The organism is Acidovorax sp. Leaf160 (assembly GCF_001424265.1).
Classification (GTDB): Bacteria; Pseudomonadota; Gammaproteobacteria; order Burkholderiales; family Burkholderiaceae_C; genus Paracidovorax.
This window is the reverse complement of record NZ_LMOV01000026.1, coordinates 240,207-255,491: the sequence shown is the minus strand read 5'-3', so window position 1 is coordinate 255,491 and position 15,285 is coordinate 240,207. Positions and strand designations below refer to the sequence as shown.

General features: G+C 69.5%; 11 protein-coding genes and 1 pseudogene. 7 read left to right on the top strand and 5 right to left on the bottom strand.

Going from position 1 to position 15,285, the window contains the following annotated elements; all coding sequences use genetic code 11:
* The coding region (locus tag ASF94_RS17530) for an IS5 family transposase (protein ID WP_056669459.1) at positions 1-929 on the top strand (929 nt) is incomplete at its 5' end.
* Positions 930-1,920: 991 nt separating this feature from the next.
* Here ASF94_RS17530 and ASF94_RS17520 read toward each other — a convergent pair.
* Entirely contained in the window at positions 1,921-4,314 is a 2,394-nt protein-coding gene (locus ASF94_RS17520) for an ATP-dependent DNA helicase (protein WP_056669360.1), read from the bottom strand.
* Positions 4,311-5,270: a hypothetical protein gene (locus tag ASF94_RS17515; protein ID WP_056669357.1), complete on the bottom strand. Its 960-nt coding sequence runs from the start codon at positions 5,268-5,270 to the stop codon at positions 4,311-4,313. Before ASF94_RS17515 ends, ASF94_RS17520 begins: the two co-directional genes overlap by 4 nt.
* Before the next feature lie 171 nt (positions 5,271-5,441).
* On the opposite strand from ASF94_RS17515, the gene ASF94_RS17510 reads away from it, so the two are divergent.
* Positions 5,442-6,824 carry a serine hydrolase gene (locus tag ASF94_RS17510; RefSeq protein ID WP_082493387.1) on the top strand — a complete coding sequence of 461 codons (1,383 nt, stop codon included), beginning with the start codon at positions 5,442-5,444 and terminating at the stop codon, positions 6,822-6,824.
* A complete protein-coding gene (locus ASF94_RS17505) occupies positions 6,796-7,884 on the top strand; it encodes a serine hydrolase (RefSeq protein ID WP_235505417.1) in 1,089 nt (362 codons plus the stop codon). The genes ASF94_RS17510 and ASF94_RS17505 overlap by 29 nt, the downstream gene beginning before the upstream one ends.
* 120 nt (positions 7,885-8,004) lie before the next feature.
* Here ASF94_RS17505 and ASF94_RS17500 read toward each other — a convergent pair whose 3' ends face one another.
* Both ASF94_RS17500 and ASF94_RS17495 read right to left on the bottom strand, forming a co-directional pair.
* The gene (locus ASF94_RS17500) at positions 8,005-8,478 is read right to left on the bottom strand and encodes a peptidylprolyl isomerase (protein WP_056669353.1); all 474 of its coding nucleotides are present in this window, start codon (positions 8,476-8,478) and stop codon (positions 8,005-8,007) included.
* Positions 8,479-8,592: 114 nt separating this feature from the next.
* Positions 8,593-9,660, bottom strand: coding sequence for a pirin family protein (locus ASF94_RS17495; RefSeq protein ID WP_056669349.1), 1,068 nt, complete (start codon positions 9,658-9,660; stop codon positions 8,593-8,595).
* 268 nt (positions 9,661-9,928) lie between these two features.
* Here ASF94_RS17495 and mnmA point away from each other — a divergent pair, with 268 nt between their 5' ends.
* The 3 genes and pseudogenes from mnmA to ASF94_RS21900 all read left to right on the top strand — a co-directional run.
* Positions 9,929-11,089: a tRNA 2-thiouridine(34) synthase MnmA gene (mnmA, locus tag ASF94_RS17490; protein WP_056669346.1), complete on the top strand. Its 1,161-nt coding sequence runs from the start codon at positions 9,929-9,931 to the stop codon at positions 11,087-11,089.
* Positions 11,090-11,438: 349 nt separating this feature from the next.
* Entirely contained in the window at positions 11,439-13,100 is a 1,662-nt protein-coding gene (locus ASF94_RS17485; RefSeq protein WP_056669343.1) for an L-lactate permease, read from the top strand.
* 151 nt (positions 13,101-13,251) lie between these two features.
* Positions 13,252-13,461, top strand: a pseudogene (locus tag ASF94_RS21900) (SDR family oxidoreductase); the annotation flags it as partial.
* Between the two features lie 54 nt (positions 13,462-13,515).
* Here ASF94_RS21900 and ASF94_RS17475 read toward each other — a convergent pair.
* Positions 13,516-13,857, bottom strand: a complete 342-nt coding sequence (locus ASF94_RS17475) for a hypothetical protein (RefSeq protein ID WP_056669337.1) — start codon at positions 13,855-13,857, stop codon at positions 13,516-13,518.
* Positions 13,858-14,252: 395 nt separating this feature from the next.
* On the opposite strand from ASF94_RS17475, the gene ASF94_RS17470 reads away from it, so the two are divergent.
* Positions 14,253-15,185 carry a LysR family transcriptional regulator gene (locus ASF94_RS17470; RefSeq protein WP_056669335.1) on the top strand — a complete coding sequence of 311 codons (933 nt, stop codon included), beginning with the start codon at positions 14,253-14,255 and terminating at the stop codon, positions 15,183-15,185.
* Positions 15,186-15,285 lie beyond the last annotated feature (100 nt).

Genomic DNA, 15,285 nt, shown 5'->3' with positions numbered 1-15,285 from the left:
CCCGCAAGGAGATCTTCCTTGAAGAGATGAACCGCGTGGTGCCATGGGCGRCGCTGGTGGCGCTGATCCAGCCACATGCGCGCGGCGCGCACCAGGCGCTGGGTGGACGCCCTCCATTTGCCGTGGAGACGATRTTGCGCATCCACTGCCTGCAACTGTGGTGGAACCTGAGCGACCCGGCCATGGAGGAAGAACTGCACGAACGCCCGCTGTACCGGGAGTTCGCGGGGCTCTCGGGGAGGGCCCGGTTGCCGGACGAGACGACGATCCTGCGGTTTCGCCATTTGCTGGAGAAGCAGCGGCTGGCCCCGGAGATTCTCGCAACGATCAACGCGCATCTGGCAGCGCAAGGGCTCATGCTCAAGACAGGAACGTTGGTGGATGCCACGCTGATTGCCGCGCYCAGTTCGACCAGGAATGCCCGGGGTGAGCGCGACCCGGAGATGCGCCAGACGAAGAAGGGCAACCAGTGGCACTTCGGGATGAAGGCGCATATCGGCGTGGATGCCGAGTCGGGCCTGGTGCATACGGTCATCGGCACAGCGGCCAATGTCAGCGACGTCACCCAGGCCACGCATTTGCTGCACGGGCAGGAGAAGGATGCCTTTGGCGACGCGGGCTACCAGGGAGTGGACAAGCGGCCCGAAGCCCGGGGCCTGAAGGTGAACTGGCATATCGCCATGCGCCCGGGCAAACGTGCGGTGCTGGACAGGCGCCGGCCACTGGCCCAGGCCATCGAGCGACTCGAGCAGATCAAAGCGAGCATCCGGGCCAGGGTGGAGCACCCGTTCCGGGTGATCAAGCAGCAGTTCGGTCATGCCAAGGTGCGCTACCGGGGCTTGGCCAAGAACACGGCGCGGCTGCAGGTGATGTTTGCGCTGGGCAATGTGTGGATGGCCCGCCGGCAATTGCTGGCGGTGCAGGCATGAGTGCGCCCGGAATGCGCCGAAGGGCCGCTGCACGCGCCAAATCTGCCTGCCGAACGGGCATTGCGCGCGGGAAATCAGGCTGATCTCGCGCATTACGAAAAATCACCCCCGGTTCATCTGGCACAGGACGCAGGGAAGGGGTTTTGCAGACCTTCCNGAACGGGCATTGCGCGCGGGAAATCAGGCTGATCTCGCGCATTACGAAAAATCACCCCCGGTTCATCTGGCACAGGACGCAGGGAAGGGGTTTTGCAGACCTTCCCTAGCTTGCCATCGGATTGCGCGCATAGGTCGAAATCGATGGACGCTTTGCCGGTAAGCAATTCGAGCTTGAGCGGTGCAGGTGCTGGTGCAGGTGCTGGTGCTGGTGCTGGTGCAGCAGGCTCCCTACTATCGCCACCACCGCCGCAGCCTGCGGTCAGTGAGGCCCACAGCAGCACCAGCAACCAAGGACTGGTTTTTTGCGGTCATCAATTTTCTCCCTCATATTATGAAAGCCAAGAAGCGGTATCGGATGCTTCAAAAAAACGTGACGATAATTGCCTGCGATAGGAGCGAGGTCTGGTGGGTCGTCAGGCCCTTCGTGAGTAATGAGGTGCTTTAAAACCAGGCGATTACCTGAATTCATCGGAAAGCAGGGCCATGCAGGAAGAATGGGTTTCGTCCCTGAACACTGCCGGAATGAATGGAGGCGTATCCCTCGTCAATGGCGGTTGCTGGTATTTATGTGCCAGGGACGCAGTCATTTAGACCAAGTGGTTTGGTCTGGCAGTTTCCTGGGTTGTAAGCAGCAGCGGACGTCGCCGCTCAAAATGAGGCCAAAAAGGAATTTCATGACAGGCCCTCTCTTGGAATAAATATTTTCAAGAGAATTCAGCCTAACGGTGGTTACAGCAATCTTACGTAAAGCACTGCAAAAGTAAATAATTGCCGATAGCCTGCCGCTTTCCTCGATCCGGCGAAAACACGGGCCGACTGGTTAAAGCCTGTGTCAGCTGTGCTGAGGGGCCCACCACCCCGGCAACAACCTGCGCACTTCCGCACGCGCGAACCGGTCGTCGATCAGGTGCACCACGCCTTCGTCGCTGGGCGTGCGGATGACCCTGCCGGCAGCCTGCACGACCTTCTGCAGGCCGGGATAGAGATAGGTGTAGTCGTAGCCCGCCCCGAACAGCTGTTCCATCCGTGCGCGGATCTGCTCGTTCACCGGGTTGATCTGCGGCAGGCCCAGGGTGGAGAGAAAAGCGCCGATCAGCCGCCGGCCGGGCAGGTCGATGCCTTCGGCGAACGCGCCGCCCAGCACGGCGAAGCCGATGCCCTCGCTGTCTTCGGTGAAGCGGGCCAGGAAGGCGCGCTGCTCGGCCTCCTGCATGCGGCGGGACTGGCACCAGTGCGGCAGCGCGGTGTGGCGCCGGGCGAAGGCCTCGGCCACCTGGGCCAGGTAGTCGTAGCTGCTGAAGAACGCCAGGTAGTTGCCGGGCCGTTCGGTGAACTGGCGCGCCATCAGGTCGGCGATGGGCGCCGCCGACGCGGCGCGGTGCGCCCAGCGCGTGGAGATGTGGCGCGCCACCCGCACCTGCAGCTGCGTCGCGGCGAAGGGCGAGGCGACCTCGGTGGCCGCATGCCCTTCGGGCAGGCCCAGCAGGTCGGCGTAGTAGCGCGTGGGCGCCAGCGTGGCCGAAAACAGCGTGGCGGTGCGGGCGGCAGCAAGGCGCGGCGCGAGGAAGGGCGCGGGCACGATGTTGCGCACGCATATGGTGGAGCCGCCCGGCGCCGCGCCTCGGGGCCGCTGCACGTCGACCAGCGAATGCGTGCCGAGCAGTTCGGCCATGCGCAGCGTCTGCAGGGCCTCGAGATAGAAAGCCTGCAGGGCGCCGTCGGCCTGTTCGGGGTGTTCGGCGAAATGCTCGCCCAGCAAGCTGCTGCCCTGCTGCACCGCCATCAGCAGCTTGGGCGGAAAGCCGTCTTCCCGCACCACGTAGCTGCTGGCACCTGCGGGCGGCGCCAGGCTTTCCGCCTCCACCGCCTTGTCCAGCGCCACCCAGGCGCGGCGGATGCGGTCCAGCGCCTTCTTCACGGCGGGCACCGTCGCTGCGGTGGCCGAGCGGCGGGCATCGTGCAGCGTGCCGGGCAGCAGCTCGGCCGTGTACATGCGCCGGCCGCGCTCGACGAGGTTGTGCGCCTCGTCCACCAGCACGGCCACGCGCCACTGGTTGGCCTGGGCCAGGCCATGCAGCATCGCGCCCAGGTCGAAGTAGTAGTGGTAGTCGCCCACCACCACGTCGGCCCAGCGCGCCAGTTCCTGCGACAGGTAATAGGGGCACACGCCGTGGGCCAGCGCGGCTTCGCGCACGTGGGCCTGGTCCAGCGCCAGCGGTCCGGTGGAGGTGGAGGTGGAGGTGGAGGTGGAGGTGGAGGATGCCAGCGGGTCGAGCGCCGCGGCTCGGGCGGCGGGGAGCCGGTCGTAGAAGCCGCGCGCCAGCGGGCAGGCGTCGCCGTGGCAGGCCTGGCCGGGGTGTTCGCAGGCTTTTTCGCGCGCCACCAGCTCCAGCACGCGCAGCGGCAGGGCCGGCGCCGCGCTGCTGCCGCCCGGGGGGGCGGGGGGCGCCGCCATGCGCGCCAGCGCGTCCAGCGCCACCTGACGGCCCGACGTCTTGGCGGCCAGGAAGAAGATCTTGTCCAGCTGTTCGCCCGGGGCCGCCTTCAGCAGCGGAAACAGCGTACCCGCCGTCTTGCCGATGCCGGTGGGCGCCTGGGCCAGCAGGCAGCGGCCGGCGGTGGCGGCGCGGTAGACGGCCTCCGCCAGCGGGCGCTGGCCGGTGCGGAAGGCGCCGAACGGGAACGCGAGCGCGGCCAGGGCGGCGTCGCGCGCGGCGCGGTGCGCCACCTCCTGTTCGGCCCAGGCCACGAAGCGGCGGCACTGCGTGTCGAAATGCGCGCGCAGCGCCTCGGCGCTGCAGTGTTCGGTAAGCACCGTCTCCTGCTGGCTGCCGATGTCGAAGTACACCAGCGCCACATCGATGGCGGCCAGCTCACGCGCCTCGCACAACAGCCAGCCGTAGACCTTGGCCTGCGCCCAGTGCAGGGCGCGGTGCGATGCGGGCTGCCGGTCGAGCCGGCCCTTGAAGGTCTTGACCTCTTCCAGCCGGCCGGCCGCCGGATCGAACCCGTCGGCCCGGCCTCGCACGCGCAGGTGGCGCAGGCCTTCGCGCCAGTCACCGGCCAGCGTCACCTCGCGCTCGTAGCCCGCGCCGCGCCGCCCGGCCACCACCGCATGGCCGGCCATGCCTTCGAGCGCAGTGGGCGCGGGCGTGAAGCGCAGGTCCAGGTCGCCCGCCTTGGCGGTGAACTCGCACAGCTCCCGCACCGCGACGGTGTATGTCACACGGCGCTTTCCGGTGGCGGCGTGGGCTCAGCCTCGGCCGCCCGCGGTGGCCCGCAGGGCGTCGCGGCGTCGGCCAGCGCCACCAGGTCTTCCCCGGCGTCGGCATCGCCCGCCGCCTCAGGCCCGGGCAGGCCCTCCCCCAGCTGTGCCTGTGCCGGCTCGCCCTGGCCGCGCACCGGGGTCGCCTTGCACAGCGTCATCCACACGGCGAAGGGCAGCGTGCAGCGGGCATGCCGCGCGGGCCGCAATAGCTCGAAGCGGCTGGCGTCGCCGGGCTGGCCCAGGTCCTGCACCTTGCCGTGCAGCACCCACACGCCGAACTGTTCGGGAATTTCCTCGGGCGTGGCGATGCCGACCGGGAAGACGTAATAGCACTCCTCGCACAGCCACTGGTAGGCCTGGCGCTTGTCGGCGTGCCGCAGGTCGGACAGCAGATCGGCCCGGCTGGCCTTCACCTCGTGCACCATGGGCTGCAGGTAGGCGGGCACGCTGGTATTGCGCACCGAAAACAGGTCGGGCCGGGCCATGCGCCAGACCTGGGCCGCGCGCCCGGACGAGGCGCCGTCCGCGTCTTCGTCGGCCCAGAGCCGGGGCGCGCCAGCGGGAGCCGGCCGGGGTACGGCATCGGCGGGCGCCACGGGCGCTTCCAGCGCGGCGCGCAGCGGCAGCTCGCGCCAGACGATGCGCCCCGCCGAAAGCAGATGGCCGGCGAAGCGCTCGGCCAGCCGGTCGTGCGCAGACAGCGAGCGCAGGCCGCGCTGGCGCGCCTCGGCCAGCAGCGTGATGCCGGCGTCGGTCAGGCGCAGCACCTCGTGGCCTTCGCGGGTGGTGTGCTGCGCCACCAGCCGGGCGGCCAGCAGGTCGATCTCCAGCGCGTCCTTGCAGGGCCAGCCGGCGGAGCGCCAGATCTGCATCAAACGGGTGCGGTGGGTGCGGGTGGGTTGGAATTCCGGCATGAACCACTGAGTATAAAAACAGTGGGTGGAACTTGCTGGCCCAGGGCCATGCGCCCCTGTCCGACAGCCGACCCGCCTGCGGCGCTACGCATCCCCAGGGCGTCGCAGGCTACGGTAGGCAGCCGTACTTGCTTCTCCGGGTTCGATCCCCGGAGCCACGACACGCTGCCCATGTGCTTGACCTCGTCCACGCGCCCATCGCCCTCCGCCCTGTCACGTGCCCTGTCACGCGCCCTGCGCCCCGCCCTCGTCGTTCTGGCGTGGGGCGTGCTGCAGGGCCTGGCCCCGGCCGCACTGGCCCAGACCCCGTCGCCGCTGCCATCCCCTGTGACTGGAGCGGCCGGTGCGGGAGCCATGCCGCCTGCGGCCCCGGTCTGGCAGGGCGCGGCGCAGGCATCGGCCTCGCAGCGCCCGGCGGCCTGGGCGCGCGCGCTGCAGCGCGAGCTGGAACGCGCTGCCGCCGGCGGTGCCACGCCGTTCGGCGTCTACGTGCGCGACCTGAACACGGGCGAATCGATGTCGTTCCATGCCAGCGAGCGCTGGTACCTCGCCTCGTCGGTGAAGGTGCCGGTCGCCATCGCCGTGCTGCGGGGGGTGGAGCGCGGCGCCTTCACGCTCGACACGCCCCTCACCCTGCGCGGGTCCGACTACGTGGACGGCGCCGGGCCCGCCAAGCGCCAGCCGGTGGGGACGGCGCTCACGGTGCGCTGGCTGCTCGAGCAGATGATCATCTACAGCGACAACACGGCCAGCGACATGCTGATCGGCCTGGTCGGCCAGCCCGCCGTGAATGCCGTGGCGCAAGAGGCCGTTCCCGGCGGGCTGGAGCGCATCACCACGCTGGCCGACGTGCGGCGGCATGCCTACAGCCAGCTCACGCCCGAGGCCGTGCACCTGTCGGGCACCGATTTCCTGACGCTCAAGGCCCAGCGCAGCGACCGCGAGGTCAAGGAGACGCTGGCGCGGCTGGTGCGCGTGCCGCCCGCCAGCCTGGCGCCCATCGGCGTGGGCGACGCGTTCGAGGCCTACTACGCCACCGGCCTCAACTCCGGCCGGCTCGACGCCTATGGCGAACTGCTGGCGCAGCTGGTCGAGGGCCGCTTGCTGAACCCCACCCACACCCGCTACCTGCTCGGGGTGATGGAGCGCGTGAAGACCGGCCCCCAGCGCATCAAGGCCGGGCTGCCCAGCGGCACGCGCTTTGCGCACAAGACCGGCACGCAACGGGCCCGCACCTGCGATTCCGGCCTCGTCATCGTCACGCCCACGGCGCAGCAGCCGCGGGAAGCCCGCGTCATCGTCGTCGCCTGTACCCGGGGCGAACCCTCCACCGCCCGATCCGACCGCACGCTGCGGCAGGTGGGCATCGCGCTCTGCCAGTCCGGCCTGCTGTCCCACGGAAAACCCCATGAAACCCCCTGCCAAGCCGTGCCCGCCTACCCAGCCAACGCCCACCAGCGCGCGCCGGACGCCCTGCCCATGCCCGCCGTCACGGGGCGCCCTGCCCCTGGGCCTGCTGCTGTGGATGACGATCTGCGCGGCGACGAGCCCTGACGCGGCGCAGGCCCAGGCGAAGCCGCAGCCCGCCACGCCCGCGGCGCAGAAGGCGGCCCCCGCTGGCGACATGGGTGCCCCGGGCGCCTGGGTGGCCGCGCTGGGCCAGCAGGTGCAGCGCATCGAACGCGACACGCCCGGCCAGCTGGGCGTCTACATCAAGCGGCTGGACACGGGCGAACTGTTCGCCCACCAGGCCGACCGGCCCTGGTACCTGGCCTCGTCCGCCAAGCTGCCCATTGCCATCGCCGTGCTGCAGAGCGTGGAGCAGGGCCGCCTGCGCATGGACCAGGAGCTGGCCCTGCAGGAAAGCGACAAGGTGGATGGCTCGGGCGGCGTGGTGTGGCAGGAGAACGGCACCCGGCACGACGTGAAGGACCTGCTGCGCCGCATGCTGATGGAAAGCGACAACACCGCCGCCAACATGCTCATGCGCTCCGCCGGGCCCGACGCCATCGCCCAGCGCGCCCGCACCCTGCTGGGCGCCGGCGCCGGCCGCATCACCGATTTCTCGGCAGTGCGCTACGGCGTCTACAGCGAGTTCAGCCCCCAGGCGCGGCAGCTGACGCACACCGACCTGGTGCGCATCGCCGGCGCCCCCATGGGCCCGCGCCGCGTGCAGGCCCTGGCCCGCGCGCTCGACGTGCCGCAGGCGCAGCTGCAGGTCAAAACCATGGACGAGGCCTATGCCCGCTTCTACCGCAGCGGCGACAACACCGCCACGCTGGTGGCCTACGGCGGCCTGCTGGAAAGCCTGGTGCGCGGCAAGCTGGTGAACGCCGAACACCAGCAACTGCTCTACAAGGACCTGAAGTTCGACACCTACGACGCCTACCGGCTCGAGGCCGGCCTGCCGCGCACGGTGCGCTTCATCCACAAGACCGGCACGCAGCACCAGCGCGCCTGCCACATGGGCGTGATCGACCCGCAGGACGGCGGCCAGCGCGCCATCGTCGTGGCCACCTGCGCCGAGGGCCTGGACGAACAGAAGCAGGCCGGCCGCGCCTTCGAGGCGCTGGGCCGGGCGATCACGCAGACGGCGATCAAGGCGCGGGGCTGAGCACCCGTTGCGTGGGGTTCAAGATGCTTTTGAGGCGCTGGCGCTGGGTGGGCAAGCGCCGGCAGCTATGAAATGAGTAGCGGGCGGCGTCAGGGCCGCCCGCCGGGTTCCCCTGCCGGATCAGTGGTGATGCCCGTGGCCGCCATGCACATGGCGGTGGGCGATCTCTTCCTGCGTGGCGGCGCGCACCTCGGTCACCTTGGCGGTGAAGCGCAGCGCGTGGCCGGCCAGGGGGTGGTTGCCGTCCAGGTGCACTTCGGGGCCCTTGATCTTGACCACGTTGAAGACCGCCGGCTGGCCGTCGTCGCCCACGCCACGCAGCTGGCCGCCGACCTTCACGCCGGGCGGGAACTCGCTCTTCGGAATGGTGCGCACCAGGCTCTCGTCACGCTCGCCGAAGGCGTCGGCGACGGCCAGATCGACCGTGGCGGTGTGGCCGACCGACTGGCCTTCCAGCGCTTCTTCGACCTTGGCGAAGAGGTTGTCGTAGCCGCCGTGCAGATAGGCCACGTTGCCCGAATCCAGCGGCTTGCCCGTGGCGGGGTCGGTGATCTTGTAGCTGAGGGTGACGGCGGTGTCCTTGGCGATCTGCATGGGTGGCGGTCCTGGGAGGTCTGAAAAGAGAAAAAGGAGCCCGCCATTGTCGGCCATGGCGGCAAGACGAGGGCGGGCGTGGGGCCGGACGCGCCGCGAGGGCGCGCCAGGGCCTCAGGCGGTTGTGCCGGCCTCGGTGGGCAGCTCGTCCGCCGCCGTGCCGGGGCGGCGTGCGAAGCGGCGGGGCTCGGGGCCGTGCACCGGGGCCGCGTCGCCCCAGGGCCAGCCGCCGAATTCGGTGCGGCGGTAGTCCTGCAGCGCCTGCATGATCTCCTGCTCCGTGTTCATCACGAACGGGCCGTATTTCGCCACCGGCTCGTTCAGCGGGCGGCCTTGCAGCAGCAGGAATTCGGCGTCCTCGGCGCCTGCGTTGACCAGTTGCACGGCCGCACCGGCGTGCAGTTCCAACGACGCATGGCCGGTGGCTTCGCCCGCGACGGTGACGCCGCTGCCCGCGAAGTGGTAGAGCATGCGGCGCGTGCCTTCGCCGGCGGCGGCGGGCAGCGTCCAGCGGGCGCCGGGTTCCATGCGGATCGTCCAGATGGCGACGTCCGATGCCGCCTGCGCGGCCCAGGAGCCGGGCGGCGGCGCCAGCGGCGCGGCGCCTTGCAGCGTGCCGGCGATCACGGCGACATGCGTGGCAGGGCCTTCGCTGCCAGCGCCTTCGCGCAGCACCAGGCGCGGAATGCGCTCGGACCAGAACATGGTGAAGTGCGGGTCCACCATCTTCTGGCGCGCGGGCAGGTTCAGCCAGATCTGGAACAGCTCCAGCGGATTGGGGCCGGCGGCGTCCAGCAGCGGGAACATCTCGGCATGCACCACGCCGCGGCCGGCGGTGAGCCACTGCACGTCGCCCTGGCCGAAGCGGGCCGATGCGCCCAGCGAGTCGCTGTGGTCGATGAGGCCTTCGCGCACGATGGTCACCGTCTCGAAACCGCGGTGCGGATGCGGCGGAAAGCCGGGCACCACGTCGCCGTGGTACATGCTCCAGCCGTCCTTGCCGGAAAAGTCCTGGCCGATCTGCCGACCCGCCAGCGACGCGGCCGGGCCCAGCGCGGGCGTGCCGGCGGGATAGGCGTCGTCGTGGTGGGCGCAGAAGAGGAACGGGTCGAGCGTGGGCCAGAGGCCGCCGGTCAGCGGCTGGCGGCTGAGGACGGGCGAGGTGGCAGAAGCGGTGGTCATGGCAGGGTCTCCTGGTGACGGGCGTGGGGCCCGCAGGATGCGGGCCATGCACAAGCATATGGGGCCGCCTTGCCGCTGCGCCAGTGCCTGCACGCGCGACGCTGTGGTGCGCTCCATGGAACAGTGGCCGCCTGCCCTGCAGTGCCGAATCGGGCGCCAGCGCTTGATGCGGCACCGTACCGTGCTATCAATTGAATAGTGCATTCCAGGCGGTGGGCCAAGTCCCCGTGACCGCATCGCTTCCCCGCCACGGGGATAATCCCGCCCCATGAACAGCAGCAAGCATCGGGTGGTGGTCGGGTTGTCGGGCGGGGTCGATTCCGCGGTCACGGCGCACCTGCTCAAAGCGATGGGGCATGAGGTGGTCGGCATCTTCATGAAGAACTGGGAAGACGACGACGACAGCGAATATTGCTCCTCCAACGTCGATTTCGTCGACGCCGCCGCCGTGGCCGACGTGATCGGCATCGAGATCGAGCACGTCAACTTCGCCGCCGACTACCGTGACCGTGTGTTCGCCGAATTCCTGCGCGAATACCAGGCCGGCCGCACGCCCAACCCCGACGTGCTGTGCAATGCCGAGATCAAGTTCAAGGCCTTCCTGGACCACGCCATGCGCCTGGGCGCCGAAAAAATCGCCACCGGGCATTACGCGAGGGTGCGGCAGAACGCGGCCACGGGGCTCTTCGAGTTGCTCAAGGGGCTGGACCCGTCGAAAGACCAGAGCTACTTTCTGCACCGGCTGAACCAGGCGCAGCTGTCCAAGACGCTGTTCCCGGTGGGCGAGCTGCACAAGACCGAGGTGCGCCGCATCGCCGAAGAAATCGGCCTGCCCAACGCGAAGAAGAAGGATTCGACCGGCATCTGCTTCATCGGCGAGCGGCCGTTCCGCGAATTCCTCAACCGCTACATCCAGAAGGAGCCCGGCCCCATCAAGGACGAGCGCGGCCGCGTGCTGGGCCGCCACCAGGGGCTGTCGTTCTACACGCTGGGCCAGCGCCAGGGGCTGGGCATCGGCGGCGTGAAGGACAAGGGCGCGCAGCGCGGCGCGGGCGAGCATGCCCCCTGGTTCGTGGCCCGCAAGGAGCTGGACACCAACACCCTGCGCGTGGTGCAGGGGCATGACCACCCCTGGCTGCTGTCGCCCACATTACAGGCAGCCGACGCCAGCTGGGTGGCCGGCCACCCGCCCCAGGCCGGCGCGCTTGCGGCCAAGACGCGCTACCGCCAGCAGGACGCGGCGTGCACGTTCACCGACGCTGCCGACGGCGACGGCGACGGCGATGGCGATGGCGATGGCGATGGCGATGGCCGCAGCTTCACGCTGCAGTTCGCCGACCCGCAATGGGCCGTCACCCCGGGCCAGAGCGCCGTGCTGTACGACGGCGAGGTCTGCCTGGGCGGCGGCGTGATCGCCGCCCGCGGCTGAGTCTTCCCTGCCAGCGACGGCGCGGCGCGGGCCGCCCGCCACGCCTGCCACGACCGTCAAAACCCACTGCCCGGCGCGCCGCTCGGGGCGCTCCGCTGCGCCTGCGCCGATCGACATTCCACCTTCCGGCACCGGCCCGCAGGGTGCTCCTTACGCCGCCCTGACGGGTTTGAAATCGTCTCAATCGCGCCTAGACTGGATTTCACGCACGGCGCGGAACTTTGTTCCTACAGTCGTGCGCTTCGCGTCAGCCAAACCGTGGCGGCGGCCCGTGGGCGCCTCCGAAAGACGGGTCTCTGCCGTTCACCGATCAATGCACTAGGCACACCAAAGCACCGGAGACAACACCATGACCTGGCAGCAAATCTACGACCCGTTCGGCAACATGATCATCTCGACCGCGCTGGCCGCGATCCCGGTGGTGGTCATGCTGGCCGCGCTCGGCTTCTTCCACATCAAGGCGCACATCGCCGCCGGTATGGGGCTGGTCGCCGCGCTGCTGGTGGCCGTCTTCGCCTACGGCATGCCGGCGGAAATGGCCGGTCGCGCGGCGCTCTACGGCGGCTTCACGGGCCTCCTGCCCATCGGCTGGATCGTGCTGAACATCATCTTCTTGCACCAGCTCACCGAGCAGAACGGCAGCTTCAAGGTGCTGCAGGATTCGCTCTCGGGCATCACCGAGGACCGGCGCATCCAGCTGCTGCTGATCGCCTTCAGCTTCGGCGCGTTCTTCGAGGGCGCGGCCGGCTTCGGCACGCCGGTGGCCGTCACGGCGGCCATCCTGATCGGGCTGGGCTTCTCGCCGCTCGCCGCATCGGGGCTGTCGCTCATCGCCAATACGGCGCCGGTGGCCTTCGGCGCGCTGGGCACGCCGGTCATCACGCTGGCCAAGGTGCACGGCTACGACCTGATGGAAGTGACGGCCATGATCGGCCGCCAGCTGCCCTTCTTCTCGCTGCTGGTGCCGTTCTGGCTGATCTGGGCCTTCGCCGGCTGGAAGGGCATGAAGGAGATCTGGCCTGCCATCCTGGTGACCGGCCTGTCGTTCGCCATTCCGCAGTTCCTGGTGGCCAACTACATCGGCCCCGAGCTGGTGGACATCATCGCCGCCATCGTGTCGATGGCGTCGCTGGTCGCCTTCCTGCGCGTCTGGAAGCCCAAGACCGTGTGGACCTCGCCCTCGCTGCGCGGCCGCGACGTGAGCGCCGCCGAAGCCAAGCCCGCGCAAGCCGTCGCCCAGCACACCCGCGCCGAACTGATCGCCGCGTGGACGCCCTGGGTCATCCTCTCGGTGTTCGTCTTCATCTGGGGCCTGCCGCCGGTCAAGGCCTGGCTCAACGGCCTGTTCGCGCCCGCCTTCCCCATGGCCGGCCTGCACAACCTGATCGAGAAGGTGCCGCCCGTGGTGCCCGTGCCCACCAAGGAAGGCGCGGTCTACACGCTGAACCTGCTGTCGGCCACCGGCACCGCCATCCTGGTGTCGGCGGTGGTGAGCGCCATCTTCATGAAGTACAACCCCGTGGCCATCGTGCGCACCTTCCTGCGCACGGTATGGCTGGTGCGCTTCTCGCTGCTGACCATCGTGCTCATGCTGGCGCTGGGCACCCTCACCCGCTATTCGGGCACCGACACCACGCTGGGCCTGGCCTTCGCCAACACCGGCGTGTTCTACCCCTTCTTCGGCACGCTGATGGGCTGGCTGGGCGTGGCGCTCACCGGCTCGGACACGGCCTCGAACGTGCTCTTCGGCGGCATGCAGAAGGTGGCGGCCGACCAGCTGGGCCTGTCGCCCAACCTGATGGGCGCGGCCAACAGCTCGGGTGGCGTGATGGGCAAGATGATCGACGCCCAGTCCATCGTGGTGGCCTCCACCGCCACGCGCTGGTTCAACCACGAAGGCGACATCCTGCGCTACGTGTTCTTCCACTCCATCGCGCTGGCCTGCCTGGTGGGGCTGTACGTGACGCTGCAGGCCTACGTATGGCCGTTCACGTTGATGGTGGTGCATTGAACGGTGCGGCACTCCGTTTGAGTGCCGTATCGGGCTGCAGCGCTTGTCAATGATGCGCTTTCAGCTATCGAAATAGAAGCAATACGGGCGCCTTCGGGCGCCCGTTGCGTTGCGGGGACTCACATCCCGCGCGGCAGCAGATCCCGCAGCGCCGCGCATCGCGGCTACGGTCGCCAAGATGTTTTCAGGCACCAGCCTGGACAAGGCCCGCGCCGCCCGCGCCCGACAGGTGCCCATGGGCCGGATGGGGGATGCCTGGGAGGTGGCGCATGCCTGCGCCTTCCTCGCGTCGGACGCAGCGGCTTACATCACCGGCACGGAACTCGTGGTGGATGGCGGGTTGACCGGCAAGTACGCCTAGCCGGCGGGGCGGGCCTGCCACCGGCCGGGCGCATGCGCCGGTGGCGTGAGGCGTTCAGCCGCGGCCCTTGTCCTTGTCGCTGGGGCCGTTGGTGTCGGACAGGATCTCCGACGGTGGCTTGAGATCGCCGGCGTCGGCGCCTTCCGCTTCCCAGGTGCCGCCCTCGCGCGCCGTGTTGCCGCGCGGGTGGCCCATGTCGGTGCCGTCGTCGAAATTCAGCGGGCCGTCCTGGGGCATGTCGTCGAAGGCATGGGCCGACACGTCGTTCAACGAATCGGCCACGTCGTCTTCCGCGCTCAGGCGGTCGTTGATGTCCTGGCCTTCTGGCAGTTCGGCATTCGGATCGTCGGAAGGGTCGATCACGGGGTCGGTAACGTCTTCGGGTGGGGTGCGCATGGGTTCTCTCCTGGCGTGTGATCTATGTTGGAAAAAGTACGTTCGATCGATGCCTGGGAGCTTGGCTGCGCTGGCGGCCGTTGGCGGTGGGCGCGGGGCGTGTGGCCGGGTAGGAAGGGGCCGGCAGGCGGGGCATTCTACTGCTGGCTCAACCGCCGCCGGGTGGAACCCGGAAACCTGCGGTGATGCGCTGCTCTGCCCGCGCGCAGGCCTCCCGCCAGCGCTGCAGCCAGGCCCTCCACCCCTGGCGAGGGCTCGCAGGGGAAGAGGCCTCGGGTTGGGAGGCATGCGGGACGGAGGGGCTGGGCTTCTCGGGGCTGGACATGCAGGCATGCTCGCCACCCCCTCATCTTCTGTAAAGTTGAATTCAATGACTGCCAGATTCACAATATCTGATGCGTAACCTGAATCTCGACCAATTGCAGACGTTGGTGGCCATTGCCGACCTGGGCACCTTCGCCGCCGCCGCGCAGGCCCTGCACCTGGCGCCGCCCACCGTGAGCCTGCACATCAAGGAACTCGAATCGCGCCTTGACGCCCTGCTCGTGGTGCGGGGGCGCCGGCAGGCCGAACTGACGCCGGCTGGCCAGGTGCTCGTCGAAGACGGGCGCCGGCTGCTGGCCGCCAGCGACGAGCTGGCCGACCGGGTGCGGCGCCGGGCTGCCGGACGTGAAGGGGTGGTCCGGGTGGGCGTTTCAGCCGGCGTCAGCACCCGCCTGCTGCCGCTGATGCTGCAGGCGCTGCATCGCCGTGCGCCGGGCGTGGAGGTTCGCCTGGAAGCCGTTGGATCGGCTGACGCCATGGCAAGGCTGCAAGCCGGCACCCTCGATGTCGCCATCGTCGCCAGCCCGCAGGCTGCAACAGCCCAGGTGCCGGTGCGGCCCTGGCGCAATGACCCGATGGTGGCGCTGCTGCCCGGGGAATGGGACGCGCCCGAGAAGGTCACGCCGCAGTGGCTGGCCGGCCGCCGCTGGGCGTCGTTTGCGCCCGCGACGCAGATGCATGGGCTGATCGCCGGCTGGTTCGGCCGTGCGGGGCTCCATCCCCGGCCCTATCTCACGCTCAGCTACCCGGGGGCGCTCAAAAGCCTGGCGGCAGCCTGCCAGAGCGCAGCCGTTCTGCCGCTGGAGGAGGTGCTGGACATGGCGCAGGTATCCGGGCCTGGCGATGGAGCCGGGCAGCGCTCAGCGGACGCGGCGCCGGCCGTACAGGTGCGCCATCTCGATCCGCCCCTGATGCGCCCGATGGCGCTGGCCTTCCGCGAGCTGCCCACGCCGGACGTGGCGGTGGCCCATGTGCTGGACATGCTGGGCGAGTTCGCCGGTTGACGCGCCGGGCCCGTCGCCGCACAGTGTCCCCGCGCGACGCGGCACGGGCCCCTCTTGCCTTCCCCGGTCCCGCAGGCTGCGTGCCCTGCCCTGCTGACCC

Bases quoted from the DNA above. Each gene is read 5' to 3' on its own strand.
- mnmA (WP_056669346.1), top strand. From the start codon at position 9,929: ATGAACAGCAGCAAGCATCGGGTGGTGGTCGGGTTGTCGGGCGGGGTC.
- ASF94_RS17510 (WP_082493387.1), top strand. From the start codon at position 5,442: ATGTGCTTGACCTCGTCCACGCGCCCATCGCCCTCCGCCCTGTCACGT.
- ASF94_RS17515 (WP_056669357.1), bottom strand. From the start codon at position 5,270: ATGCCGGAATTCCAACCCACCCGCACCCACCGCACCCGTTTGATGCAG.
- ASF94_RS17495 (WP_056669349.1), bottom strand. From the start codon at position 9,660: ATGACCACCGCTTCTGCCACCTCGCCCGTCCTCAGCCGCCAGCCGCTG.
- ASF94_RS17475 (WP_056669337.1), bottom strand. From the start codon at position 13,857: ATGCGCACCCCACCCGAAGACGTTACCGACCCCGTGATCGACCCTTCC.
- ASF94_RS17500 (WP_056669353.1), bottom strand. From the start codon at position 8,478: ATGCAGATCGCCAAGGACACCGCCGTCACCCTCAGCTACAAGATCACC.
- ASF94_RS17470 (WP_056669335.1), top strand. From the start codon at position 14,253: ATGCGTAACCTGAATCTCGACCAATTGCAGACGTTGGTGGCCATTGCC.
- ASF94_RS17485 (WP_056669343.1), top strand. From the start codon at position 11,439: ATGACCTGGCAGCAAATCTACGACCCGTTCGGCAACATGATCATCTCG.
- ASF94_RS17505 (WP_235505417.1), top strand. From the start codon at position 6,796: ATGACGATCTGCGCGGCGACGAGCCCTGACGCGGCGCAGGCCCAGGCG.